Raw genomic sequence first — 24,350 nt, 5'->3', positions numbered from 1 at the left:
AATGGTCCATGTCGTTGGCAGATCAATCCTCGTATTATTCGCCCTCTTTTCTGCAGGCTGGGCTACGCTTTTCTTCCTCAATCCAACTCAAGAAGCGCAGCTGAGCAACATAGCCAACGCGGTTCTTTCCGGAACCTCATTTAAGCGTAATCCAATTGCTGAAACTGCATTGGCCGCAGCCGAGAATCGGGCCATCTGTAATCCTCGGGAAATCAGGGCAGCGGCGATCATCCGCCTGCGCCTCTATGAGATGGCCGTAGACTCCCTCGATCCACGCGTTGCGAACGAGCGCTTAAGCTCGCTCCGCTCGTCTGTAAGAAAAGCCCTTAGCTGCGTCCCGACCGACGGGCTCTTATGGTTCATCGAGTATTGGAGCGCGATCAATCTGGGCGGCCAGGTCAGCGAGCACCTCGACGAATTGCGGATGTCGTATCGCCTTGCACCGTATGAGGGCTGGATTGCTTTGCGTAGCCCATACGTACTGGCGATCTACGACGTACTTCCAGCTGACCTGCAGGAAAGCGCCCGCAAGGAATTTGTTGCCTTGGTCCGAACGGGCTTGATCCGCGACGCGGTCAAGGTGCTGAAAGGAGCCGGATGGAGACACCACGATGTGCTCTTGGCCGGCCTTGCAACAGTAAGGCTCGACTTCCGCCTTCAATTGGACCGAGCACTTAGGGCCGAAGGGCTGATCGCCGAGATTCCGGGCGTGGAGCCCCGCGAGTTCAGGCCATGGCGATACTAGCTGGGATGGTGTTGTGGCGACCTCGTTCATTCAGGCTTGTGGTGGCTTGACCGCACTCCGCTGCAGACATTGAGGCCCCGAACATCATCACTAATACGCTGCACGACCTCGGAAGACATCAACACCCGAATGATCCATGTCTGGCCGGTAAGCATGTACCCGTTGCACACGCCGTCTCCATGCCGTGTTTGAGTGTTTTCGACCCTGGCGATTTGAGTCGGCCGGCTGACTGAGCCGCGCGGATATGCCGAGCAGTTTAGCAGTTTAGCGGCGAACGCGCTATTTTCACCCACGCTTCTCCATTCGTCGTCTCCCCTCTAAGGGTGGTAAGGGCCGCCTTGTCGGGTTAGGGCGCGTGCTGTGTAACAGCGCTTATTGAACGGTTCGAGGTTGTCGAGACCGGCCGTCGCCGTCGCCCCGTCACTGGACCGACGATGAGAAGCTCAAGATCATTCTGGAGAGTTGTAAGGCCGTATGTCCGTGTCTGCCGATGAGGTGGCTCGCCCTACACTGCGCGTCCGAGGGCTGCTCGGGCGCTCGGGCGGACCAGAGCCGATCCTCATCACGGGAGGACGAGCCGTGGCAGATTATAGGGAAGCATTCGTCGGAATCGATGTGGCCAAGCTGAGAAATGCCGTCGCGATTGCGGACGCAGGCCGGGAGGGGGAAGTTTGGTCCTTCGGTGAGGTTGATGCTTCGGCCACCAACATGCGCCGCATCTTAGAACGGATCGCCAACCGGTTTAACCGCGTCCACTTCTGTTACGAAGCCGGCCCGACTGTTATCGCCTGATCCGGTCGCTCGGCCACGAGTGCACTCGCTGATGGTTTCACACGCCCGCCGTTCGCTCATCCCATGGGCATCCATGAGATGGGCAACAGCTTTCCGCCAGCCGCGGGCGTCACCATTTCTTTCCCAGCAAGTCCTTCAGCGCGACATTGTCGAGCATGGCGTCCGCCAGCAACCGCTTCAGCCGCGAGTTCTCATCCTCCAGGGCCTTCAGCCGCTTGGCCTCCGACCCACCATACCGCCGAACTTCGCCTTCCATTTGTAGATGCTGGCGTCGCTGACGCCGTGCTTGCGGCACAGGTCGGCAACCGAAACGCCGGCCTCGTGCTCCTTCAAAATCCCGATGATCTGCTCTTCCGTAAAGCGGTTGCGCTTCATGCTCTGGTCCTCATATGGGCCAGAGCGAACTTCAAACTGGATTAAGTCCAGGGGGGCAAGGTCACCAAGGAAGGCGATCGGGTGAAGACGAATCGCCGGGACGCCGTTTATGTCACGCGTCTGCTACGCGCTGGCGAGCTGACTGCGGTATGGGTTCCCGATGAAGGCCCAAGCCGCCAACTTCCGCGTCGCCGCATTCGCAAGCAAACATGCCGTGCTTTCACAACAGGCGGACCTCGGGCGCTCTATCTATAGAACGCTGCTGGTGGCGAGAAGCCACGATCGATCGGCCGATCCACATCCTCGATCGCGAAAGCTAGCAGGCAGGTCACTTGTTGCTAGAACTTGCAGCCCCATTAGGTGGCGAAGGCTGCACGGCCGCATGACGAAGCCATTTTCGTGACCCAAGAAGCATTCCAGAAACAAACCGGGTCTAACTTGATTTTCCATACAGAACGGGGATGAGGGTCATGTGGGCGCTTATTGAAAACCTGTATCGGGATTATTGCCTGACACGCCTCAACGAGATTCGCCGGTACGAACTAAAACGTTGAGCCAAATAAACATCCGCTGACTGGTGTTTTGCGGAGAGCATTCGCCCTCTCAACCAATCCGAAGATTTTCCGCTGAATCTTTGCCGCGATGGCTCACGACGTCGAAGCTGACTTTCGCACCTTCGGCGCGTGAGGTGAAACCGGCTTTCTCAACTGCCGAAATGTGGACGAATACGTCCTTGCCACGGTTGTCGGGTTGAATGAACCCATACCCCTTTGTCGGATTGAACCACTGAACCGCACCCATAGCCACTTAAACTTGTCCATTGCTAAAAAGCGAAACTACTGCCCGAATGCGGTCGATCCTCTGACAATCGAGCATATCCACGAAAGGATGATGTCATGCAGCGTATAGTTGCTATCGCGTCGTTTGTGACGGCAATGACGCTCGTTTCTACCGACGCGAGCGCAGTCTATTGGCATCACCGCACCAACAAACATCGACATTCACGGATGGCCTATTATTAAAGAACCATATCCTAGCACCTGCCAATTGATACACGTGAACGGCTACTGGGTCCGGTAATGTCTCTACTTAGGTCGTCGCTAGAAGCAATACGTAGGCTGGTCCAACGCGGGTTCTGATTGAGGATCAACGCTCGTGAGCGAACTTCCCGGGCTGCTGCCAACTCTGGAGCCTGGATATTGGTTGATAATCGCTGGTGGCATCTTGGTGCTTATCGGCACATTGGGCCTGGTGATCGGGCGGTCTCGCCGCAGTAGCTCTGCCGAGCCCACAGCGCCGGCAGCCCCTCCCGAGCAACTGACAAGCAACAGGCGAGGTGAGAGAAAATGAGCACGTCGGGGTTGGAAAGCATGAAAAAAGCAGGCAGGCGAGCTAGAAGCACAAACCCGGCGCCGCTCTCGATGGCTAGCCAACCTCGAGCGGCCACTCCGGGGCAGGCGAAACGCGATGTTCAGCAACCCGTTCGAGACCGGCGCGATCGGCCCTGATCTCTTCCGAGCGGCGTGCCGTAGGGGACTGGAGGTCTTGATTTCGAAGCGAAGTGATCGCCCCTACCGAGGCGGCCGGTCTAAGGATTGGCTGAAGGTCAAGAACCGGATCACCCAGCTATAACACGCGTAAAGGAAGCCTTCGCATGGACCGGGGTTCGCATCATCCCGCACAACCCTGTCCGATTCCTGCGGCTTTTGAACGTTCGTTTACGATCTGGCCTACCGTTTCCGAAACGACATCCGACGTGCTTTTTATGTCCAACCATCGCGCAACAGCACGGCCCTGGTTGCCGGAGGAAGAAGCTATGTTCTGCTCACTCCTCAACGACGGCGTCCAAGCTGACGAAATCGCCAAACGCCTAGAACGGTCTCGGCAGGCGATATACGGCCGTACTCAGCGCTTTCGCAAGCAGCGAGGCCGGATCAGCCGAAAGAGCGGCGAAACCTTTTCGCAATGGCGCCGGATTTGGGGAGTGTCAAACGCCTTCCGGAACTGCCCCCTCATATTGCCTCAGATGACAATGTTACCGAAGCGCACCCTGGTGTTTTTCTGGATCGGCTGCCGCGAGTCGGAGCAAGCTGCTCGCGAAGCGCGCCCTACAGAGCGCCGTAGCGAGCGAGCGGCTTGCGGTGCTTCGGCGAAAGAACCTGTCAGGATTTAAATACTAAGGCACGAAGCTTGGCCCGATAGTGTGATCTCTGTGCTGCTGATGAGCTGTCGAGCGGCCTTTGATCGCCAATTCTTGACCAATCGCTGCACCGTGCGCCGCTGATGGCCGCTGAACCGACCGGGCGCATGCGCTTCCAGCCGGGAGAGAAGATCGACCGCGGACAAGTGCGGAGCCGCGGCGAGCCATTCCTCGATGATGGGAATGTAGGGGTCGAGCATCGATGGCCGACGTGGCACAGGCTTGCGCCGCACATAGCGACGACGATGAATGCCCCGCTGCTCACCCTGTTTCCAACCGTCGCCGAGCTCTCGGGCAAAGGCCGCTAAGTCGCTATGCCCCTGCGCGACAGTCATCGCTGGCTTTCCAGCCCGTTGATCGACGCGCTTACCCAGCTCATTCTGAGCGTCCCGCATTTGTGCCAGCAATGCCACCGGATCAAGCGTCCGGTAAATCTCCCGCAGCCGACCTTTGAATGCCTCATTGAGCCTCGGGTGGACCAATGCTCTTTCGTACGGCGTAGCGGGAGGAAGATAGCGCTTGATCATCTTGGCACCTTCGCGGTGCTTCTCCTTCAGCTTAAACGAGGGCTGGAAGAAATTGATGTGCAGCCGTGCCGCAGCAAACAGGCGAGCTAATGAGCGAGCGGCATCAATGCCTTCAAACCGCCCGTAGCCCACCAGGCGGCGAACGATAGCTCCGTTCTTTTGTTCAACGAATGCCTGATCGTTCTTCTTGTAGGCCCTGGAACGAGTGACTTCGACATCGTGAGAACGGCACCACGACACGACCGTGTCGTTCATGAAGGCGCTGTCGTTATCAAAATCTAGCCCCCGAATGGGCCAGGGAAATAGGTTCTGCGCCCGCTCGAGAGCTTCGATCACAAGAGCTGCTTCACGCACGACGAGCGGAAAGCATTCGGTCCACCCCGTTGCGATATCCACCATTGTTAGCGTCTGAATGAACGCGCCAGATACGGACATGCCGCCGTGCGCAACCAGATCCGCTTCGCAGTACCCCGGCGGAGGTGATCCCCAGTCATTGAATGTACGCACCGGGACTTGCCGCCGTACGGCACTAGAAAAGCCCGCCCGCCGTCGGCCCCCTCCGGCTGCTGCGATCTTTACGTCGCTCAGCAGGCGATCGATCGTCGCCGCGCTCACCTTCAAAACCTTCGACCTCTCATCGGCAGAAAGCTTCAATCTGCCGTGCCGTTCAAGTGCCGGAAGCAAAAACGGGATCATCGCGACGAGCCGCTTACTGCAGAGCCGGTCAGAGGCGTCCCAGAGCACAATCAGTGCAACGCGAATGGAAGCTCCGTAACTGCGGGCCCGTCGCCGCGGCACGGCCGATCCCGATGCCCCGTCCACCGACAGTGCTCGGATCGCGTGCTTACGATGCCATCCCGTAAGGGCACACAGCTCGTCCAGGATCCGTGCCTTCTCGAGCCGTCCGCTCGCCCGATAACGCTCCACCAGCGCTGATGTGATCTCGCGCTTTGCGCGCATGCTGATCTTCCCTGCCATACCCGCCACCGAACTGATTCGGCAGCTCCGCCCCAGACACGACAGGAAAGTTGTCCGGTAACATTTTTAGTGAGGCAATGCGGGGGGCAGTTTTCCATGGCGCGCGACATGGGGAGGAACCGACGGCGCCCCCGCAGTTTGTTGATGGCTGCGGGCCACCAATGCCGCGGAGCAGCCCCGGCCTACCCAGCCCCCTGCGGAGCCGGGGCCGCTTTTTTCCCGCGCCGCGCCGCAAGACATGCCACCCGCCCCCGGACCCCTACGTCCTGACTATCGGGAGACACGGTCTCCCGCGCGTCACATAGCCGTGGCATGTGGTTTGCTACGGTGACAGCCGAGCAACCATGCCCTGGGGCTGGTTTCCGGGCTATGGCGCTCGACCGCCTTGGTCGCGGACCAGACCGCGACCAAGGCACTCACAACAGACGATGGTCACTTACAGGGTCGCTCCGTCAAAAAACCTTACGGGTTAAGTGGCAGCCAACATTATTGCGTTCTGATACACCGGGACGCTGATCGTGATCACTGCAATTGGCTTTAGGTTCGCCGTCCTGACTCTAACGTGGCGCTATCGCAACATGGCGTATGTTCCGTTCTGGAACAGCGATTCGCGACTCAAACTTTAGCCCGAGTCCTGCAATCGTTCCGCTCAGCCGGGGCTGAAAGTCGAGCATCATTCGCAAACATTGTATTTTCCCGGAAAAATAAGGCCGCAGGATGTGGGCAGGGGTCCTGCGGCCGTTTTGGTTCGGTTCCCTACGAGCCGATCAGCCGACGAAGCCTCACTAGATGCTCCATCATCGAAGGCGCTGATGATAAGCAAACATTGTCGATTACTAGGTGGATTGGAACGCGCGCGAGCTACTGCGCGTCTCGGGTGTGGGTAACTGGCCGCCCCGGCCCATGGGCTAGGCAGAATCAGCTGCTTTGGATGCCATTCCGGACGATTTCGACAAGGGCAATGGTCACGAGAACGAACAAGATCTGTGACCAGATCCCTTCCGGCCAGCTGAGTTTCCGTTTGGTGTGAATCCAGACGTGAAAGCGCTGAAGCGACCTCAGAGGCCCCCTAGGGCAGAGCTTATGGGCGAGTTGCAGGGGATCTGGTACTATGCCGCCAATCGCCCCCAGCAGCACCGCAAGCGAGGCAGTCGGAGTTGCGTAGAGCCACATTGCAAGGGCAAGTCCGACTATCGCATCGAGTGAGATCACGCCAAGATCTCGGAAGAGAGATCGGTTTACGGCTATCGCGTCACCAGTGCCCGGGCGGATCGAGATCGACCGAAGCGGATAGTCCGCGTGAGGAATGGCGTCGATAGCGAAGTGACTTCCTACCCCGCACACAAGAGCGAGGATAGGATGGCTCGGCATAAGGCTTGCGATCGCCCCGCCGACCACGGCGTGAGTCGCTAAAATCATGAGTCCTATTTCTAAGCTGGACGGATCGCCACACCTTCGATTTCGCTGCAAATTTCAACTCGACCCGCACAATTTTGGATGTCGGCCTGAATCTCGGACTGAGCAAGGCGCAGATCTATTCGGGCGTCTCATTTCGGTTCTGGGACGTTCGCGACGTCGGCCCCCCTCACGCCGCCTGACCGTGCTTCGCCGTCGAACAGAGAGCGAGTTCGAGCCACTTATCGTATGTCTCGACGAAGATTTCCAGTCCCCCTTTCGCGCCGACAGGCCAGGCCATAAGCACTATCCCCTCTTGCACTGATCTCCTGGCGCAGCCATCATTAGCAGACTTGGTCCGAGCATGCCAAAGCACTCAGCAATATCCATCCGCGTTACTGACGACGTGAAAGCCGCGGCCGAGAAGGCGGCGAAAGCCAAGCGGAAGACCGTTGGTGCGATGATCAACGACCTGCTGATCGTCCATCTAAGGGAAAGCGGTCATCTGAAGGAACTTCCTGAAGGGAGCTTCCCGGGGAATGGACGCACTCTGAATAGATCGCTATGAGCAAGTCATGCTACGTAAGCTTGTTGTTATCGCGGCTTGGACTGTCGCCGCGGCTATTGCCTTTGTCACGTTGTCGCCGATCGGTCTTCGTCCGGAAACCGGTTCTGTCGGATTTGAGCGTTTCGTTGCCTATGGCCTGCTCGGCGCGCTTTTTGCCGCTGGCTACCCTCGACATTTTGTGCGGGTGATGACCCTCCTGCTGGTCTTGGCTGGCACTCTCGAACTGCTGCAGCAGCTGACGCCTGATCGACACGCACACTTCAAAGACGCCTTGGAAAAGATGGTCGGCGGGCTGGCCGGCAGCAGTCTTGCCAAACTTGCCGAAGCGCTGTTCGGCCAATCGCGATCCTGAGGGGAGTGACGACTACGCCAGAAGCGCGGCTACCTTCAGCGCCGCACAGATCAGCATTCCCCACAATCAACAAACCGTCTACCATGCTAAGCCCCTTCAGCGTTAGCCCAGGCCAGATTGCTGCTGATTCGGCGAAATCATTATGATTTACCGTTGTGCGACGCACCCGAGTACGGGTCTAGCAGGCTGTTGAAGAACTCAGCCGCGTTCGCAAACGAAGGCTGAGTCGTCGCCATTGTGGATGTAGAAGTGGCCGACGAGCCTGCCCGCAGTGCCGATCATAGCCCATCCGCGACCACAGGACGGATCATCCTCGTCGTGCCCTTCCCATGAGAACTCGGCGCAGGTCGATCCGTCGCGGGTGCCGTAGCGCACGTCCAGGAAACCCTTGAGAGCTCCAAAGGCGATTTCGCCATCGGACTTGCCCTGGAAGGTGAGATGCGCCTCTTCGACACGATCGAGGAACTCGCTGTCCCAGACGTCCATCTCGACGATGCGCCAGCGGCCGGCAAAGGCCTTGGCGAAGCCGGGCACCTTGGCCATCAGCCGGTCTCCGCGATCAGCTTGGGCAGCCGCACCAGATTGTAGGCAGTGGCAGCGAAGGTAAAGGCCCATGCGACGCGATCACGGCCACGGAAGCTAGTCTTCTCTTGCCCGGCGATCGTCTTGATCCAGCCGAATGCCTCCTCGATCCGCTTGCGGATGCGCTGGCTAACGGCATAGCCGCCGTGCCGGGTCGTTCGCCCGTCAATCGCAGAGCTACGGCCGCTTGTGTTCTGTGCAACATGCGGCGTCATGTTCATCGAGCGCAGCTCATTGACGAAGTCTTCTGCATCGTAGGCTTTGTCGGCGCCAAGCGTGATCGCTGTCGGCCGGTCGGCACGAGGCTCGATCATGTGCAGTGCGGCCACCCGCTCGGCATGCCCGTCGGCCTGCGTCAGGCAGGCGTCGACCAGCAAGCCGTGGCGGTTCTCCATCAGCCCGTGCCCGATGAAGCACAGCTTCGTCTCCTTGCCTTTACCCTTACGGTAGAGCCTGGCGTCCGGATCGGTGGTCGAACCATGGGTGTTGTTCGAGCGTTTCTGGCCATGGAAGTCTGCATCGGCATTGCGCCCGCCGCCTTGGGCCGGCGGCTCGCCAGAGCCGTCCTTCGGCTTGACACTCTTCATCGAGGCCCAGGCCTCGATCAGCGTGCCATCGACCGAGAAGTGATCGCTCGATAGAAGCTTCTTCACCTTGGGCTGCGCCAGCACCGCCGCCAGGAACTTCGCCGCGATGTCGCCTTCCAGCAGCCGGTCGCGGTTCTTCGAGAACACCGAATGGTCCCAGGCCGTGTTGTCGACGCCGATTCCCACGAACCAGCGGAACAGCAGGTCGTATTCCAGCCGCTCCATCAGAAGCCGCTCGGAGCGGATCGAATAAAACGCCTGCAACAGCATCGCCCGGAGCAGCTTCTCCGGCGGGATCGACGGCCGCCCAATCGTCGAATAGAGCGCGGTGTAAATGCCGATTTGATTTTCCCCAAAAGCGCCGAAGTAAAATTCCCCACCCAGGCGGGCTCGGCGATCAACCGTCGGCGTGATCGATATCTCCATTTTTCGGTGGCCGCCCTCGGCGCTTGAGGGTTGGTGGGATCGGCGATGGCTGTAAAGAGGCCTTGATTCTGATGTGCTCTGGAACGAGGTCGGCGTGCTGGCCCAGACGATAGCTGGAACCCTCGATCTGGAACACGACGGCGTGGTGTAAAAGGCGATCAAGGAGGGCAGTGGCGACGACGGGGTCGCCGAAGATTTCGCCCCACTCGGCGAAGCCTCGATTCGAAGTAAGGATCATGGCTCCCTTTTCGTACCTGGCATTGACGAGCTGGAAGAACAGATTGCCGCCGCCAGGCGTTACCGGCAGGTAGCCGATCTCGTCGACGATCAGCAGCGCGAAGCGGCAGAAGAAGCGGATTCGCTCGCGCAATGTCCCCTCGCGCTCGGCCTTGGCCAGCGTGGCGACGATGTCGGCAAGAGAGCCGAAGTAGACGCTGCGGCCAGCTTTGACGGCCTCGACGCCAAGCGCCAGGCTCAGGTGGCTTTTGCCCGTACCAGGCGGTCCAATGAGATGGACCACTTCGGCGCGATCGATGAACTGCAGTTCGGCGAGCGCCATGATGCGGTTCTTGTCGAGGGATGGTTGGAACGAGAAGTCAAATCCGGCCAGCGTCTTGATGGCCGAGAGCCGGGCCATGATCAGCGCCATTTTTATGCGCCGGTTTTCCCGCAAGGTGAGCTCTTCGGTGAGAAGGACGTCGATGGCTTCGAGGGCGCTCGTTTCGCCGCGCTCGATGCCTCGCAGCGTAACGTCGAGGATTTCCAGCGCACGCGGCATTTTGAGACCGACGAGATTACGCCGAATGCGGTCGATGACGGCGGGAGCCGTTCCGGCGCTCATCGGATGTCTCCCTGAGCGGCCAAGCGGCGCCCGACGGCCTCATAGAAGTCGAGGGAGCGCCGAACTGCCATGTCGCCAGGCCGGCGGATGACGACAGCATTGCCTCCTTCCGGTGACCGCCGGCGCGGTGGTGGCGTCGATTTACGATGCGCCGGATCGAGGCGCCGCTCACCCCGGCCTTCCAGCGGGGCATGGGTCGCGACGAGTACGCCGTCTTCGAAGATTTGGATCGCGTTGGCGAGCACATGAACATCGAGCACGCGCCGGCGCGTGGTGTCAGGGACGCTGTAAAGATTGTCACCGACGCTGATCATGCCTTCGTGGGAGGCGCGCCGTTCAAGCCGCAGGACCGCCTCGTACGACGCCAGCGGCAGTGGCTTGAGGACGGCCTTTTCGTCGGCGAAGGCCTCGTTGACGACACGATGCGTCGTCGCATGGACCCGTGGATTGGCGACCGTATTGAGCCAATGCCGCAACTGGCTGTTCAGGTCATCCAGATTTCGGAACGAGCCACCCAGGAAGAAGTCCTCGCGGATATAGCGGAACGGCCGCTCGACCTTGCCTTTCGTTTTTGGACGATAAGGCCGGCAGGCGCGAGGCTGGAAGCCGAAGTGCCGGGCAAGCTCGAGAAGCGCACGATTGTAGATCACGAGCCCATCGGCATCTTCGCCGATAACCGCGGTCTTCATCCGGTCGTAGAGGATTTCCCGCGGCGCGCCACCAATCGCCTCTAGGGCGGCGATGTGACAGCGCAGGACGCTCTGCAGGTCTTGATGGACGACGAAGCGCGCCCAAATCAGCCGGGAGTAGCCCAGAACCATGGAGAAGAGCCAGACAACGCGTCGAACGCCAGGCTCATCGGTGAACTCAACATCGAACTGGGCAAAATCCACCTGCGCCTGTTCGCCAGGCGGCGTCTCAAAACGGACTTCAAAGCCGCCCGGTCGGACGGGCCGCATGTCGCGGAGATAGTCGGTGACGGCGGTGTAGCCGCCCACATAGCCGCGCTCCCTGAGTTCGCGCCATAACCGGCGACCCGTCAGGGTCGGAAACTCAGCAACCCTCTCCCGCAGATAGGGCGCGAACGGATCTATCACGCGCGGGCGCGGCGCCCGTTTCTTGTAAGCCGGGGGCTCGAGCCCCTTGGCGATATAGGATCGGACAGTCTTCCGATCGATACCGAGTTGGCGGGCGATGGCGGACACGGAAAGTCCTTGGCGGTGCAAATCTAAGATCATCACAAGTTCCCCAATTTTGATCACCGCGCCCCTCCCTCCCGCCAAGGGGAGCAGCATCGGTGAGTCGTTGCGTCGCCAGCCCCGCCGGGGCATGCCCCCGGCGGGGCTGGCGACATGAAAACTGGGGAATTTTCAAACGGCACTTTTGGGGAATTTACGTCCGGCACTCACACGCGGCAAACTCGCGCTCCAGCACCGCCAGCGCCTCGTTCACGATCGTCCGGATCGCTCGCAGCGGATGATCACGCCGCACCCGCGCCTCCAGATCAACGTAGCTAAACAGCTCGGCCGTTCGATTGTCGCAACCGCGCACGCACCGTCTCCGAATCTCATCGATCCAATGAATCATGGTCGTCGATCGGCAGCGAGCGCCTTTTTCAACAGCCTGCTAGGAGGGTAGGGCGTGGAAACTGCGGTACTGCTGATCCTCGTCGTCGAGAACGATATCCTCGTCAGGACCTCATTCACGAAGATCTAACCCGAGTAATGAATATTCTTGGGATCAAGCCTCTGATTGCCGCGATCGTGACCTGAGGTCGTTTGGCTTCAAGGCTGACGGCCCTATAAGGCCGTTTTTACACGGCCAAGACCCGATTCAGACATGGCCGCTCAATCTTTGCTGTGACTTGGTGAGGGTATGGCTGTCGCTCCCAAGCTGTGCCAATGACGTTCGTAGCATCGGTTGCCATCCGCTCGCGTCGATTGGAAGCTTTCGGCGTTCAAAGATCGTAAACATTCAAGTAGCGTTGCGCGGTCACTCTGAATGGCAGCCCGGCGCAATCGTCCTCTCAAGATAGACGGCGACCGGCCCAGTTAGCGCCATGCCGCGCAACTCGCTCGGCGATATCAGCCGTGCGTCGATGATCTCGCGGTTGTCGAGCTGTAGCTCGGGCAGCCGATCCAGTCGTAGTTCAAAGAAATGCACTTTGTCTTTTCGCCCTTCCCAGAAACCTTGGGCGTCGCCCATGGCGACCAGCGGGAGTGCTCCGGCGAGGCCGATCTCTTCTGCCAGCTCGCGGCGAGCCGCTACTTCAGGCGTCTCACCCTGCCGCACACTGCCGCCCGGGAAGTTCCACTCGATCCGATACGACGAGCGCACCAGCAGGAGCGCCTGATCGATGTAGACAGCCACAAGTGCCCCTTCATGCTGCTGGTGTCGCAGTCGCCACCAGACGCGGGCAAGCGGGAAACCGACGCGGTATGCTGTCCGCCAGACAGCGTCGAGAAGCGTGGAAGGTCGAGCTGGTCCAAGGTCTGACATGGATCAACCTCTACTACCTCGGCGGCAAGAGGGACAGCTTTTCGAGGCCTCGGGCTGTTGTCTCAGCTACGTCGTTTTGGCGGCTCTGAAGCGGAGCCCTCAACATTCGAGCGATGCCCACCGCTATAGTGGGCAATAAAGCCCTCGATCGGCGCGAGCGCACGCCACATGCTAGAGCTCAGATTGAAGCGCGGTAGGGACGGTCATTTGCTGACCGCCCCCCGCCCAAATCCGTGCAGGCGGAATTCCCGCACACGGCTCCTGCCTTGGGTGCATGACGGCGAAGCGCTTGTCCGGATACGGGTGAAGGATACGCGGTTGAGGGAGCCAGTCGGCGGCTAGCCTTTGCATTCGCTGCCATGAGAAGCGGTCCTTCTGGCCGTGCCGCCGCGGCGTGCGCAGCCAGATGCGTGTCACATAGTAGTAGAATGCTTTCAGTGCAGGACCGTTGGTCGGCACCGCATGATAGGCGAAGAAGCCTCTGACCACTTGCCTGAGCCAAGCCCCTTGCTCGGGATAGCGTCGTGCATGCGCCGTCGAACAATTCCTCCTTGACCCTCTTGAGCGTTGCCCGCATGCGATCGCGCCGTGTTGTTCTTTTGACAAGGAACTGGCCACGGCGGTTGCGTTCACAGATGAAGGTAAAGCCAAGAAAGTTGAAGGTCTCCGGTTTTCCGAGCCCGCGATGAGCGCGTCGTTCTGCCGCAAAGCGGCCGAACTCGATCAAGCGGGTCTTGTCCGGATTGAGCGACAGCGAGAACTCCTCGAACCGCTTGCGCATATCGTCCCAGAAGCGCCGGGCGCCCGCCTCGTGCTCGAAGCCGACGACAATGTCATCAGCATACCGCATGAGGATCATGTCGCCCGTGGCCTCGTGCCGTCGCCAGCGCGCGGCCCAGAGATCGAACACTAATGCAGGTAGACGTTGGCGAGCAGCGGTGAGATGACCGATCCCTGCCCTGTCCCCTTTTCACTGACTGTGACAACCCCGTTCTCAAGGACACCAGCCTTCAACCACTTCTGGATCAGGCGTGTAATGCGCAGAATCGCCGATGCGGTGCCCCACAAATCGCATCAGCCAGTCTTTGCTGACTGAGTCAAAAAAGGAGGCCACATCTGCGTCAAAAATGAAGTTCACTCGCCTGCTCGTGATCCCGACGACCAGCGCATCCAGCGCATTGTGCTGACCTCGCTTGGGTCGGAACCCGTAGCTGAACCCGAGGAAGTCTTCCTGGAGATGGCGTTCAGCACAGCCGCGGTCACTGTCTGGACGATCTTGTCCTCGAGCGCCGCAACCGCCAGCGGACGCTGTTTTCCGCAGGCAGTCGATGCTGATGTGGTGGGTCGATGCTGATGTGGTGGAGGAGTGCGGTGAACTCTCCTTCTTCCGTTGCCTTGCGGCTTGCCGTGCGCGTTCCAGCGCCTGTGTCACGCGCTCCCGTCCCTGTGTCCGGTGCGTGCTTTGCTGGCGCGCGTTCCCCTTGGCCCCCGCCCTTGGCTCCACCAGCTCCGCTGCGGTCGGGACCGCTTTGTTCGTCGGCTTCACAGCTACTATGGCAGAGTCTGACTTCTCGCGGCCGTGCATCATCGGCTACGGCTCCTGGCCTTCTCGATGCGGACCGACCGAACGGTCGATCGCGAGATCTCCCGGTTCCCATGTAAGGAGCATCTGCACATGCTAGGGTCTCTGACCACGCCGGGTCGCCCTGGCGCTCGCGATGACGCACCTGGATGTGTTGCCTTCCGCCATTTGCACGGCGTCGGCACCCGGAATAGGACTCTTTCGCGGCTCGATGGCTGGCCTATGCGCCCCCCTGTCAAGCTTCGCCGAAACCCTCGCGGGCAACTGCGCATGACTCTCGTAAGAGACTTGCACTCTCTACTCCTTGCCGGTCTCCCGGCGCTTCGCAAATCTGGTCCGTGGTGGAGGAGAAATTAGGTCCCTTGATTCACCTAGGCTAATGAGCCGCCGCTCTATCTGTGTCATCAGCGAAGCTCCAGAACGGAGAGGATTAAGGACCTCGCTAAAAGGGTTGGGAAGCTTTCCAGCTTATTACTTGTGTTCGTCCCGATACTGATGATGCCGTAAATTTAACCTATGTGCATATCGCGCCCGTCAGCGAAGTTGCGGGGCGGTCGTCCACTCATTGCGGCATAGGTGTCGGGGGCCTTCTGCATAAGGAATACTCAGTTGCTCCGTCAGCAGAGGGAGTAGGCGATGAGAAAGTAAGAGACTTAGGGAAGGCGTCCATAGAAGCCCTCTCCGGGCTCTTCGCAGTTTTCGGGAAAATGTGGCAATGGGCAAGACATAACCCAGAGGTACCTCGTTGGGCAGAGATCATGATGACGCCTCTAAGGTAAACTTGATTCCATGGCTTGATTGAAGCGAGTTGGGCCGACCATCGCTGCCAATCGAGTGTTGCGCGAACGCTAGGAGCCAAGTGCACTCATCCTGATTGGCACATCTTCCCCGAGCGTGAGCGTGTGGCGTCAGGTGCGAGTGTATGACCATTTCCAAACAAACGAGTGTTGGGCAGCCGAGTGCGCGACCGGAAAACAAGTTAGCAGACGCAGCTACCGGCTTGGCTTTCGGCGCGGCAGTCACCGTAACTATGGTGGCTTGGCTGTACTTTTTGCTGCGCGTTGTCGTGTGGGCAGTACACTGGTGCGCATCTTAGTTGCTTGACTGGATTGTTCGTTCTTAATCAGTGCACGTCCAGTCCGGGTTTTATCTGCATGCCAGAGTTCGAGGCTCACGCTGTCTAAATCAGCGTACGGATAGAACGGCTCCAATCTGCAGGGTCGAAAGGCATCCGCGCCGCACGGCAACGGGTGCTTGCCCGCCTTCGCCGTCGCCTCGGTGCGGACTTGGCTGCGAACCGGAGCACCAGAGCCCGCGCGGCGGGCCCCGACCGCCTAGCGCGCTTGGCACGTGCCGCTTTCGCCTCCTGAGATCACAGCTGACCGGCCCGGCTCTTGCCGGCGAACGCGGTCTCCCGCCGCCAGCTACACCACGCAACGGGACGCGATCTGACGCAAAGGGGCACTTCCGGATGGCGTTTGACAATTCGCTCGACCACAATGCCTGTATATGTTCTCTTCTTTCGCATTCATGTGATGCGGGGCATCTGTCAAGGCATGACAAGGATCGGTCGATTTGTAGTGTCCGGCGGAATGATTCTGCTGTTTTTGCTCGCAGCAACCTACGGCGGATATCACTTCCAAAAACAGAAATATTTAAACCCTACGACGCTTACCTTTCGCAAGCCGCCCGATCACAACCAGTCTCGACAGGATACGATTAAGCTGGTCCCCATGTATCCGACGGAAACTAATCCCGCACCGGTTTTTAGAGGTAGTTTCTGGGCGTCGCCGCAGCTGATACAATTGCCGAAGCAGCCACCATTCCTGCTCTTGGTTGCTTCTAAAGGAGCTGTCGCTGCAATCGACCTGCCCGCAGGCCGTCGGCTGTGGCAGACCGAGCTCCGGCAATCGTCTGACGAGGAGATCTTGGCTCGAGCGGCCCCCGCTCAATTGGGCGACAATGTTTTGATTGTTTATCAAGTGACCAGCCAGAAGACGGGAGCTACTGAACACCGCGGAGTGGTTCTGAACCTCAGAGACGGCAAGATCAACCGCCATTTCCCCACCCTTGTATTTAACGCGAATCTACCGGCAACCGAGGGCGAAAAGGTGAAATTCGATGCTGAATGGCATCAAGCTCGCGGGGTTTCGATTGTTCCCTCGCCTGAGGGCCTGGGCCGCGCCTATGTGACCTTCGGCGGCAAGAACGACCAATACGCGTGGCATGGCTGGTTATTCGAGGTCGACTTGGATCGGTGGCAGAGGTCCGCGAAAGAGGCGATATCCGCTGTTTTCGTAGCGACGCCCGAGACCCGATGCGACGACGGAACTAATGGCAAGATCTGCGGCGGCGGAATGTGGGCTTATGCCGGACCAGTGATTTATCAGGGAACGGGTGGTCCTGAAATTTTCGTTCAGACAGGCAACGGCCGTTTAGATTTGTCGCGGAACGACTTTTCTCAATCACTACTCCGAGTCTCCCCCGGATTGAAGTTTGCACCGGAGTGTAATGCCCAAGTTTGTGCGGCGAGCAATCCGCGTGATCCTGCTCCCGCCTGTCTTGCTACGTGCAAAAATCTTTTCATACCCCGTCTCCTGCCGAGTGACGCACCTTTGGACCCGCCCGGAGGTGATTGCCGGAATAAAACGTATCTTGAATGCCTAGAACTGATGGACTGGGATTTCGGCTCGAGCTCGCCCGTTCGCGTCCAAGTTCGCGGTCACCCGTACTTTGTTACAACGGGTAAATCTGGAGACGTTTTTCTGATCGACGGCGAGGTCCTTGGCGTCATGTACGACCGCAAGAGGGCGGCCGCGATGTGTGGTACTCCCACGACCCCCTGCCCAAGCCCTTACGACGGACTCGTGATTACTCAGACCGCAGCCACCACGATCGAGGACAAGCCTTTGGTTGTCGTTGCGACCTACAATATCGATAGGGCGAACCCCGCTGGAGTTGTAGCCTACTGGGTCGTTGGCACGCCAAGCGAGCCACGTCTGGAGGAGGCTTGGCGCGTGCCGAGTCCCTCCTCATCCCAGGCGCGAACATGGTTTCGAGCGCCGCCGACCCGACCCATTATTAGCAGTATTGCAGAAGAGCAAGTAGTTTGGATCGTCGATAACGATGCGGCAGGCCATATCCTCGCCATTCGCGCACGGGATGGAAGGATCTTGGCGGATGCACGATCAGCAGGGTGGCCAATGCGAAATTCTCTCCCAGTGATCTTCAACAACGTTTTATATCTGCCCTCCGGCGTCCTGGGGCGTGAAGATATTTCATGGATAGAAGCCTTCCGGATAACTCCAGCTTGGTGAACTGCGAGCCTTACGTGTGCCCTCGTCGCAGCTACCTTTGACGCCGAACTCGTCGGAATGATGAGCTTTGCCTTTGGCGACGCATTCGACTTCCGGCGCATGCACAGACTGGATCTCAAAGCAGGAAAGATCACGCCGTGTTTAGCTGTTTAGCTGTTTAGCTGTTTAGCTCGCCATACAATAGACGGCCAGTCAAATAGACCCGCAACTGAGAAAAGTAACCCATCCCCACTGAGTGGAAAGCCGGTCACTTTCGTCGGCATCGCCACCCGTAAATATTCCCAATATCGCCCGCACCGGGCTCATTCGATCCTTTCCCGATGAAATCGTCGAAGCCGGGAATGGACGGACGCTGAACAGAAGCAGCGTTTGGCGTTCACACGTCGTCGGCTCGGCGAGTCGGAAATGGCGGCAGCTCTCTCGGCCGGGACACTGGATCGATGAAGCTGATGGCGCGAGAAATGGGGCTGCTTGTCGTGAGCCGTCGGGGCCGAAGGGCGAGGAAAAGTGGCGCAGCAGCCCGTCGTCGCACGGAGCCAGTTCGCGATGAACTTTCCAGACCTGAGCGAAGCGGCTCTCGCCACTAACCTTGAGTCATTACTTTAATTTCAGCGTGCGATTGTGCGCCCAACAAACCCATCGCCATTGGGGTCCGCCGACACCGGCGGATACTGGCTGGAAAGCTCGTGGCGCGCCGAGAGAAGCCGGCCCGCAAGCTTGAGGTCGTCAAAAGTTGCGCTCGTCTGGCTTCGCCGTAAGCGCTTAGCCGGAGCCCTTGCTTCGGGATCGGAATAGCTGTGCGAAGAAGCCTCCGGGTTGGACGGAGGTTTGAGATGGGATTGGACAGCAAAAAGGACGTCCATTTAGACGGCCCAGGGTCGGTGAGCCGGTTGGAAGTTCTGGAAGGACCGTCGGGGCGGCGCGTGCGCTCGGAAGCTGAGAGAGCTCGGATCGTCGCTGAGAGTCTGTTGCCGGGTGCCCAGGTGGCCGAGGTGGCGCGCAAGCATGAAGCGACGCGCTGGCAGATCTACGATTGGCGACGGCGGCTTCGCCAACGGGGCGCGTTGCCGCCGTGCGAGGCGCCGCATCCGACATTCGCGACGCTGGTCGTGGAACGTTCGTTGGAGGAGCGTCACGTTCCAGCGATCAAGCTTGAGATCGCGATCGTGATGTCGTACTGCGGACGGATACGGCCATTGATGGCGAGCAGCTGTCCCGGGTGATCCGCGTGCTGCGAGCATCACGATGATTGCGGCCGGTGCTGATCTGAAGATTTACGTTGCAACGCGGCCGATCGACTTCCGCTGTGGCCACGATGGGCTTGCGGCGAAGGTGCAGGAGATGCTTCGTCTCGACCCGTTCAGCGGCGCAGCCTTCGTGTTCCGATCGAAACGAGCGGACCGAATCAAGATTTTGGCGTGGGACCGAACGGGCCTGGTGTTGGTTCACAAGCGCCTCGAAGGTTGCAAGTTCGTTTGGCCAACGATCGCGGACGGCGTGATGCGGATGTCGCCGGCGATGTTCGCGGCCTTGTTCGAGGGGCTGGATTGGAGGTTGGTCCGCCCGGAAGAAGCGCGGCGCCCGCAGGTCGATAACTGCGGCAGAATGACTCGGCAGCTATTTTGAGCGTGGCACGCGCGGCGGCGATGTGCTCGAAATAGCACATGAGCATCGCGGCGCTGCGCGACGAAAACGAACGCCTCAAGGCGCTTTTGGCGCAAACGCAGGCGGCCTTGAGCGAGCATCAGGGCGCGCTGGCGGCGTCGGAGGAAGCGCGGCGTCGGCTGGAGATCATTCTCGGCGAATTGCGCCGCGAGAAGTTCGGCTCGAAGTCCGAGAAGCTGGGGCCAGATCAGTATCACTTACCGCTGGAAGACGTGGAGATCGCGCAAGGCATCCTGGACGCGGCGCAGGAGAGAGCCGAGGCTGTGATCAACGGCCGATCGCGGAACGTGCCGGATCAAGGTCCTCATCGCAATCGCGGCTGCTTGCCTGCCCATTTACCGCAGGTGGAGCGGATCATCGAGCCTGCGAGCACGCTCTGCCCGTGCGGTTGCGGCGCCATGGCGAAGATCGGCGAGGACGTCAGCAAACGCCTGGACGTGATCCCGGCGCAATGGAGAGTGTTGGTCACGCGCCGCCCGAAATACATCTGTCGCCGCTGCGCGGGCCCCGTCGTGCAGGCGCACGCACCGGAGCACGTCGTGCCCGGCGGGCTGCCGACCGAAGCGGCCATCGCGCACGTGATCGTCTCCAAATTTGGCGATCATACGCCATTTTACCGTCAGGCCGAGATCTATGCGCGCCAGGGGATCCGGCTTGATCGGGCGACGCTGGGCAACTGGTCCGGCCGGGCGTGCTTCCACCTTCAGCCCATCACGGACCACATGCGCGACCACCTGGCCATGGCGGATCGGCTGTTCATGGATGAAACCAAGGCGCCGGTACTCGATCCGGGGCGCGGCCAAACGAAGAAGGGCTACTTCTGGGCGATCGCCTCAGATGACCGCGGCCACAGCGGCCCAAGCCCGCCGATCGTGCTGTTCCGATATGCCCCCGGTCGCAGCGGTGCCTTTGCGGAGCAGTTCCTGGATGGCTTTGGCGGACGCTTCCTGCAATGCGATGCCTCTGACGGTTATGACCGGCTGACCGAAGTCGTTCGACCGCAAGGGCCGTGGACGCTCGTGCATTGCTGGAGCCATTTGCGCCGGCGCTTCGTGAAATTGGTGCGCAACAGCAAGTCTCCGATCGCCGAGGCCGCCGTTCGACACATCGGGCAGCTTTCGAAGCCATGGTGCGTGGCTCGTCGCCGGACGTCCGGTTGGCCGCGCGCAAGGAGCACTCGATGCCCCTCATCGCGGCTTTGAAACCGTGGTTTGAGAAGCAGCTTTCTATGATCTCCAGCGGCTCAACGCTCGCCGAGGACATCCGCTATGCGCTCAATCACTGGCAGGGGCTGACCCGCTTCCTCGAAGACGGGCGTCTCGAGCTCGACACCAACCCGGTCGAGAACGCCATCCGGCCGGTCTGCCTAACCAGAAAAAATGCGCTCTTCGCGGGCCATGAAATCGGGGCCGAAAACTGGGCCATGCTGGCGTCGATAGTCGCTACCTGCAAGCTCAACAGCGTCAACCCGGTTGCCTACATCGTTGAAACACTCGAGGCGATCATCGACGGCCATCCCCATAGCAGGATCGATGACCTCATGCCGTGGCGATTCCGCAAAACGTCAAGCCAGCTTCAATAGGGTCATGCTAAGCGCTTACGCTTCGCCAGTAATCGTCCAATGCTCTCTCCCCTCGCCAACCCTGAAGCCGCCGGGCAGGAAGCTGGTCTAGATCGCAAAGGCATCGAGATAATGCAGAACAGCCGCGTCTAAATCGAAAATATCAGCGCGCCGTTCCTATACACGCACAAGGCCGCTGGTCGGAATTCGGCCGGCTCAAACACAAACATGCCGTCGAGCTAGTGGCCTCGATGACCCAGCAGTGCAAGGATCTCTCGGCCTCCTGTGGAGGTGCGCCTCAGTCGTCCCAGACGCGCTTTCCGCACCTGCATTCAAACATATGCGTGATGCTTCCGCTCTGAGAATCCACTACTGTTCGTACAAGCTTCATTTTCTTGCCGCAGATGCCGCAAGTTCTGGTGGAGTTGTCCTCGAGAACGCAAATCTTCTCCGCGCGAAATATTTCCATGAAGTCCGCCCCGTCCAACGTGACCATGGTGGAATTGACAACTCTCTTTGCAGGGAAACTGAAGGAAATGGGGCACGAAGTCGCGACGAAATTGCGACTGTACACAGAGCAAATTATGATGAGTGACCCCTGTGAATCTTCTAATTGGGTACCTCGTTAGGAGTAGCGCCTGATCAGATCGGGCTAATATAATCCCTGTGCAAGACGGTTGGTCGTTGGGCGCCATCGAACAGAACGGTGATACCGGTGCTACGGGGGCTTACGTCCACAACAACGCCAACCTTGCCAGCCACTTCCGGGCAACGAATCGCTCCGAGCTTGCTGATCTTGAAACGAATGCCGACCGCAATCTTGTCTGTATTCAAATCCATGATTTGCCTCGCAAAAGAGAATGGATCGTCTGGAAAAAAGGCGGCTTGTGTAGCAATATTCCCGCAGCGTACCTCTGATTGTGATCGCCATCAACTTCGCGTTTTAACTATTGGCTAGGCGGGTCAAAATCCTTTGATAAAATAATCGCGCCTGTCCTCCTTGGTTGCTAGCCGGCCTGGGCTGCCGGCCGAGCCAGGCACATGGCCGCGTCCCCTCAGTGGACCTCTTCCAGCTCACGAAATCCTCTCTGAACTGGGGCCTGGCAGCGCAGATGCTGACTGAAGAGAATCAAAGCGGACAATTACCAGCAAAGCGAGCATGAGGTTCTGAATGATAGCCGCCGGTGGCGGTGGCCGGCCTCATCACTCTTACCTTTTGTTAGTTAGCTGCAAGAGCGATATCGATCGGCGACCCTGCACACTGTCCCCGCCGAAAGAACCAACCGAGACGCCATTCCAGTGAGCGGGCGATGTCTTCATCGGCCGCCAATGGGCTGCTCCGGCTAGCCAGGGCCAGAGCCTGGAGCGCCAACCGGAAGTCCGTTCGCGGTATGCTCCACGCCCGCGTTTTTCTTCGCTTGTTGCGCCGCTGGCGATCCGGCTGGCGCGCTTGAGACATTGCTCGTCGTCTCAGGCCCAGGCGGATGGGTCTGCATGGGTGCACCCATCGTCGACCCCGCCGGATAGGCAACGCCACTTCGGTTGTTGTTCGGTACGGTGGAGTTTGCTGCTGGCGCGCCCGGATTGAAGTAGTTCGTACTCTGGTTCGGAGTGGAGAAGGTCTGTGATGGGGCGCCAGAACCGTTGAAGGATGATGTCAGCCCAGAATTGCTGGACGACGAGTTGGCAGCTCCCGCTGATGTTCCGCTGGACGCTCCGGCGGCGGCTGCGGCGCCCCCACCCCCAGCTCCGCCGCCTCCTCCACCACCTTGCGCAAGCGAAGATGAGGAGAGGGCAATACAAGCAGCGGTAACAACGATGGCCGTTCGGTTCATGGCTTCTTTCCTCTCAGAAAAAAGACAACAGCCATTGATTTCTGCTGGTTCCTGCCGAGGAGCGCGAGAACAGCCGGGATTGCGCGGAGGCGCAAGCTTGGTGCGCATAGAATGGTATGGAGGGCACTCAAACCCGGACAACGATATGCCAGCTGAGGTGCCGCTACCGCTCCGGCGATGATTGCGATAGCAAATCAATGCCAGCCAAAATCGCCACGTACATGGTCCGAGGCGAGGCGTTCACTATTGCCTTGAAGTGATCTTGAGGATCTGCGCGTTGTTCGCGGTAACGATCGTGTCGTTGGCGGTTGCGATCACGACGCGAACGAACTGCAGGAATTTGGCCGTGTCCACTGTGGCTGCGTTCGCCGCGAACAGCACGTCCTTGTCGCGCATGTCAAACTTGGTGGCGAGGAAATAGGCGGCTGGATCACGAAAATCCGCATTGTACACCACCGGCACGGTGGGGCCGACGAATTTCGAGCAATCCACGCCCAACCGCTCGGCGAGTTCTCGCGGCTCGCGCCGGTAGACGTAGACCCCGCTGGGCTCGGCCTGGGCGTCAAGCAAGCCTCCGGCCTTGGCCATGGCCTGTGCCATATTGATTTTCCACATATCGAATGGGAACTGGCCCTGCGACCCCGATGCGCCAAACGCCAGGAAGACCTGCGGCTCACGATACACGTAGATCGTATCGCCCGGATGGACCCAAACGTTATTCATTGGTGTGTAAACGAGAGCACCGAATGGAACCGTTGCACGCTTTCCGTGACGCTCAAGCGTCACCCAGGTTTCCCAGCCCTGCCCCTTCGGGCCGCCGGCCCGGGAGATGACGTCCAAGATGCGCTCGCCGGCTGCGTTTGCGGTAAGACGCGTCGGCGAATTGACCTCACCCAGGACACTGATCAGCGACGTATTTTGTGTGATCAGCGATACCACCACCTGGGGTTCGATGGCCCGATTCCCGATTGCCTTGACGATGTCCTGCTGAATTTCGCTTGGCGTACGACCATTCGCCTTGATCGCACCCGCATACGGAACCGTGATGAATCCGGCCGAATCGACATTTTGGTTTGGCAGGGAAACGAAGTTACCCGGGCGAACGCCAGCCTCGGCAGGAATGAACAGACCGCCTGCGGCCGCTTCGAAGATAGATACTGCCACGACGTCGCCTATGCCGAACTTGATGGACGGCGGCGGCCGATTGTCTGGGAAGGACCCAGCAATTGCTCCAGGACCATATTCCCTGACGATATCGACGACCGTAGGGGTGAGCTTCACCAGCCCGTATTCCGGGCCATTGACCGTCTGCTCGCTCTTGATGACGTGGTCCTCAGGCCCCGACATCGGCATAATCGAACACCCCACCGAACTGAGCAGGACAGCCGAAAGCACACTCACCAGGACGAAGCCCCGTTTCAACACTACGCGAGTCCCCAATTTATCAGCCCCAAACTCAGTGAATTCCCCAGGTGAGTCAATGAACAGGCAGCTGAAAAACCTGCCGCGACGACGATAGCCCG

Annotated in this window: 15 protein-coding genes and 6 pseudogenes; 9 read left to right on the top strand and 12 right to left on the bottom strand. The window is 59.4% G+C overall.

Annotated elements, in window-relative coordinates:
* Position 1 precedes the first annotated feature (1 nt).
* Positions 2 to 745: a hypothetical protein gene (locus tag ACVW16_RS26335; RefSeq protein ID WP_456802475.1), complete on the top strand. Its 744-nt coding sequence runs from the start codon at positions 2 to 4 to the stop codon at positions 743 to 745.
* Between the two features lie 579 nt (positions 746 to 1,324).
* A pseudogene (locus tag ACVW16_RS26330) lies at positions 1,325 to 1,563 on the top strand (IS110 family transposase); the annotation flags it as partial.
* On the opposite strand, the pseudogene ACVW16_RS26325 reads toward ACVW16_RS26330, so the two are convergent.
* Positions 1,559 to 1,912: pseudogene (locus tag ACVW16_RS26325) on the bottom strand (transposase); the annotation flags it as partial. The pseudogenes ACVW16_RS26330 and ACVW16_RS26325 overlap by 5 nt on opposite strands.
* 66 nt (positions 1,913 to 1,978) lie before the next feature.
* On the opposite strand from ACVW16_RS26325, the pseudogene ACVW16_RS26320 reads away from it, so the two are divergent.
* Positions 1,979 to 2,107 (top strand): annotated as a pseudogene (locus ACVW16_RS26320) (IS110 family transposase); the annotation flags it as partial.
* A 408-nt stretch (positions 2,108 to 2,515) separates the two neighbouring features.
* On the opposite strand, the gene ACVW16_RS26315 reads toward ACVW16_RS26320, so the two are convergent.
* Both ACVW16_RS26315 and ACVW16_RS26310 read right to left on the bottom strand, forming a co-directional pair.
* Entirely contained in the window at positions 2,516 to 2,719 is a 204-nt protein-coding gene (locus tag ACVW16_RS26315; protein ID WP_456802474.1) for a cold-shock protein, read from the bottom strand.
* Positions 2,720 to 4,081: 1,362 nt separating this feature from the next.
* Complete coding sequence (locus ACVW16_RS26310) at positions 4,082 to 5,617, bottom strand: DDE-type integrase/transposase/recombinase (protein WP_456802473.1); 1,536 nt, start codon at positions 5,615 to 5,617, stop codon at positions 4,082 to 4,084.
* A gap of 1,970 nt (positions 5,618 to 7,587) precedes the next feature.
* Here ACVW16_RS26310 and ACVW16_RS26305 point away from each other — a divergent pair.
* Complete coding sequence (locus ACVW16_RS26305; protein WP_456802472.1) at positions 7,588 to 7,932, top strand: VanZ family protein; 345 nt, start codon at positions 7,588 to 7,590, stop codon at positions 7,930 to 7,932.
* A 198-nt stretch (positions 7,933 to 8,130) separates the two neighbouring features.
* Here ACVW16_RS26305 and ACVW16_RS26300 read toward each other — a convergent pair whose 3' ends face one another.
* The 8 genes and pseudogenes from ACVW16_RS26300 to ACVW16_RS26265 all read right to left on the bottom strand — a co-directional run bounded on the left by ACVW16_RS26300 (position 8,131) and on the right by ACVW16_RS26265 (position 14,299).
* On the bottom strand, positions 8,131 to 8,475 hold the full coding sequence (locus ACVW16_RS26300) for a hypothetical protein (RefSeq protein ID WP_456802471.1): 345 nt from the start codon (positions 8,473 to 8,475) through the stop codon (positions 8,131 to 8,133).
* Positions 8,475 to 9,434: pseudogene (locus ACVW16_RS26295) on the bottom strand (IS5 family transposase); the annotation flags it as partial. The gene ACVW16_RS26300 and the pseudogene ACVW16_RS26295, both read right to left, overlap by 1 nt.
* Before the next feature lie 64 nt (positions 9,435 to 9,498).
* A complete protein-coding gene (istB, locus tag ACVW16_RS26290) occupies positions 9,499 to 10,368 on the bottom strand; it encodes an IS21-like element helper ATPase IstB (protein ID WP_456802470.1) in 870 nt (289 codons plus the stop codon).
* Positions 10,365 to 11,630 (bottom strand): IS21 family transposase, encoded by a 1,266-nt coding sequence (istA, locus tag ACVW16_RS26285; protein ID WP_456802469.1) that lies wholly within the window; start codon positions 11,628 to 11,630, stop codon positions 10,365 to 10,367. The genes istB and istA overlap by 4 nt, the downstream gene beginning before the upstream one ends.
* A gap of 148 nt (positions 11,631 to 11,778) precedes the next feature.
* Positions 11,779 to 11,919: pseudogene (locus tag ACVW16_RS26280) on the bottom strand (IS5/IS1182 family transposase); the annotation flags it as partial.
* Between the two features lie 441 nt (positions 11,920 to 12,360).
* Entirely contained in the window at positions 12,361 to 12,867 is a 507-nt protein-coding gene (locus ACVW16_RS26275) for an NUDIX domain-containing protein (RefSeq protein WP_456802468.1), read from the bottom strand.
* Positions 12,868 to 13,045: 178 nt separating this feature from the next.
* Positions 13,046 to 13,717: a reverse transcriptase domain-containing protein gene (locus ACVW16_RS26270; RefSeq protein ID WP_456802628.1), complete on the bottom strand. Its 672-nt coding sequence runs from the start codon at positions 13,715 to 13,717 to the stop codon at positions 13,046 to 13,048.
* 144 nt (positions 13,718 to 13,861) lie between these two features.
* Positions 13,862 to 14,299: a hypothetical protein gene (locus tag ACVW16_RS26265; RefSeq protein ID WP_456802467.1), complete on the bottom strand. Its 438-nt coding sequence runs from the start codon at positions 14,297 to 14,299 to the stop codon at positions 13,862 to 13,864.
* 1,628 nt (positions 14,300 to 15,927) lie between these two features.
* Between ACVW16_RS26265 and ACVW16_RS26260 the strand changes: the two genes are divergently transcribed.
* From ACVW16_RS26260 to ACVW16_RS26240, 5 genes and pseudogenes are all read left to right on the top strand, one after another.
* On the top strand, positions 15,928 to 17,766 hold the full coding sequence (locus tag ACVW16_RS26260) for a hypothetical protein (protein WP_456802466.1): 1,839 nt from the start codon (positions 15,928 to 15,930) through the stop codon (positions 17,764 to 17,766).
* Positions 17,767 to 18,599: 833 nt separating this feature from the next.
* Positions 18,600 to 18,989 (top strand): transposase, encoded by a 390-nt coding sequence (locus ACVW16_RS26255; RefSeq protein ID WP_456802465.1) that lies wholly within the window; start codon positions 18,600 to 18,602, stop codon positions 18,987 to 18,989.
* Positions 18,990 to 19,011: 22 nt separating this feature from the next.
* The gene (tnpB, locus tag ACVW16_RS26250; protein WP_456802464.1) at positions 19,012 to 19,392 is read left to right on the top strand and encodes an IS66 family insertion sequence element accessory protein TnpB; all 381 of its coding nucleotides are present in this window, start codon (positions 19,012 to 19,014) and stop codon (positions 19,390 to 19,392) included.
* A gap of 38 nt (positions 19,393 to 19,430) precedes the next feature.
* Positions 19,431 to 21,013: pseudogene (gene tnpC, locus ACVW16_RS26245) on the top strand (IS66 family transposase).
* Positions 21,014 to 21,676: 663 nt separating this feature from the next.
* On the top strand, positions 21,677 to 21,910 hold the full coding sequence (locus tag ACVW16_RS26240; RefSeq protein WP_456802463.1) for a hypothetical protein: 234 nt from the start codon (positions 21,677 to 21,679) through the stop codon (positions 21,908 to 21,910).
* 1,160 nt (positions 21,911 to 23,070) lie between these two features.
* On the opposite strand, the gene ACVW16_RS26235 is transcribed toward ACVW16_RS26240, so the two are convergent.
* On the bottom strand, positions 23,071 to 24,249 hold the full coding sequence (locus tag ACVW16_RS26235) for a polysaccharide biosynthesis/export family protein (protein ID WP_456802462.1): 1,179 nt from the start codon (positions 24,247 to 24,249) through the stop codon (positions 23,071 to 23,073).
* Positions 24,250 to 24,350 lie beyond the last annotated feature (101 nt).

It is taken from the genome of Bradyrhizobium sp. USDA 4474 (genome assembly GCF_054057515.1).
This window is presented reverse-complemented; position numbering and strand designations above follow the sequence as displayed.

Coding starts and splice junctions, on each gene's coding strand:
- ACVW16_RS26305 (WP_456802472.1), top strand. CDS start 7,588: ATGCTACGTAAGCTTGTTGTTATCGCGGCTTGGACTGTCGCCGCGGCT.
- ACVW16_RS26275 (WP_456802468.1), bottom strand. CDS start 12,867: ATGTCAGACCTTGGACCAGCTCGACCTTCCACGCTTCTCGACGCTGTC.
- ACVW16_RS26335 (WP_456802475.1), top strand. CDS start 2: ATGGTCCATGTCGTTGGCAGATCAATCCTCGTATTATTCGCCCTCTTT.
- istB (WP_456802470.1), bottom strand. CDS start 10,368: ATGAGCGCCGGAACGGCTCCCGCCGTCATCGACCGCATTCGGCGTAAT.
- ACVW16_RS26270 (WP_456802628.1), bottom strand. CDS start 13,717: ATGCGGTATGCTGATGACATTGTCGTCGGCTTCGAGCACGAGGCGGGC.
- ACVW16_RS26255 (WP_456802465.1), top strand. CDS start 18,600: ATGGGATTGGACAGCAAAAAGGACGTCCATTTAGACGGCCCAGGGTCG.
- ACVW16_RS26310 (WP_456802473.1), bottom strand. CDS start 5,617: ATGGCAGGGAAGATCAGCATGCGCGCAAAGCGCGAGATCACATCAGCG.
- ACVW16_RS26300 (WP_456802471.1), bottom strand. CDS start 8,475: ATGGCCAAGGTGCCCGGCTTCGCCAAGGCCTTTGCCGGCCGCTGGCGC.
- tnpB (WP_456802464.1), top strand. CDS start 19,012: ATGATTGCGGCCGGTGCTGATCTGAAGATTTACGTTGCAACGCGGCCG.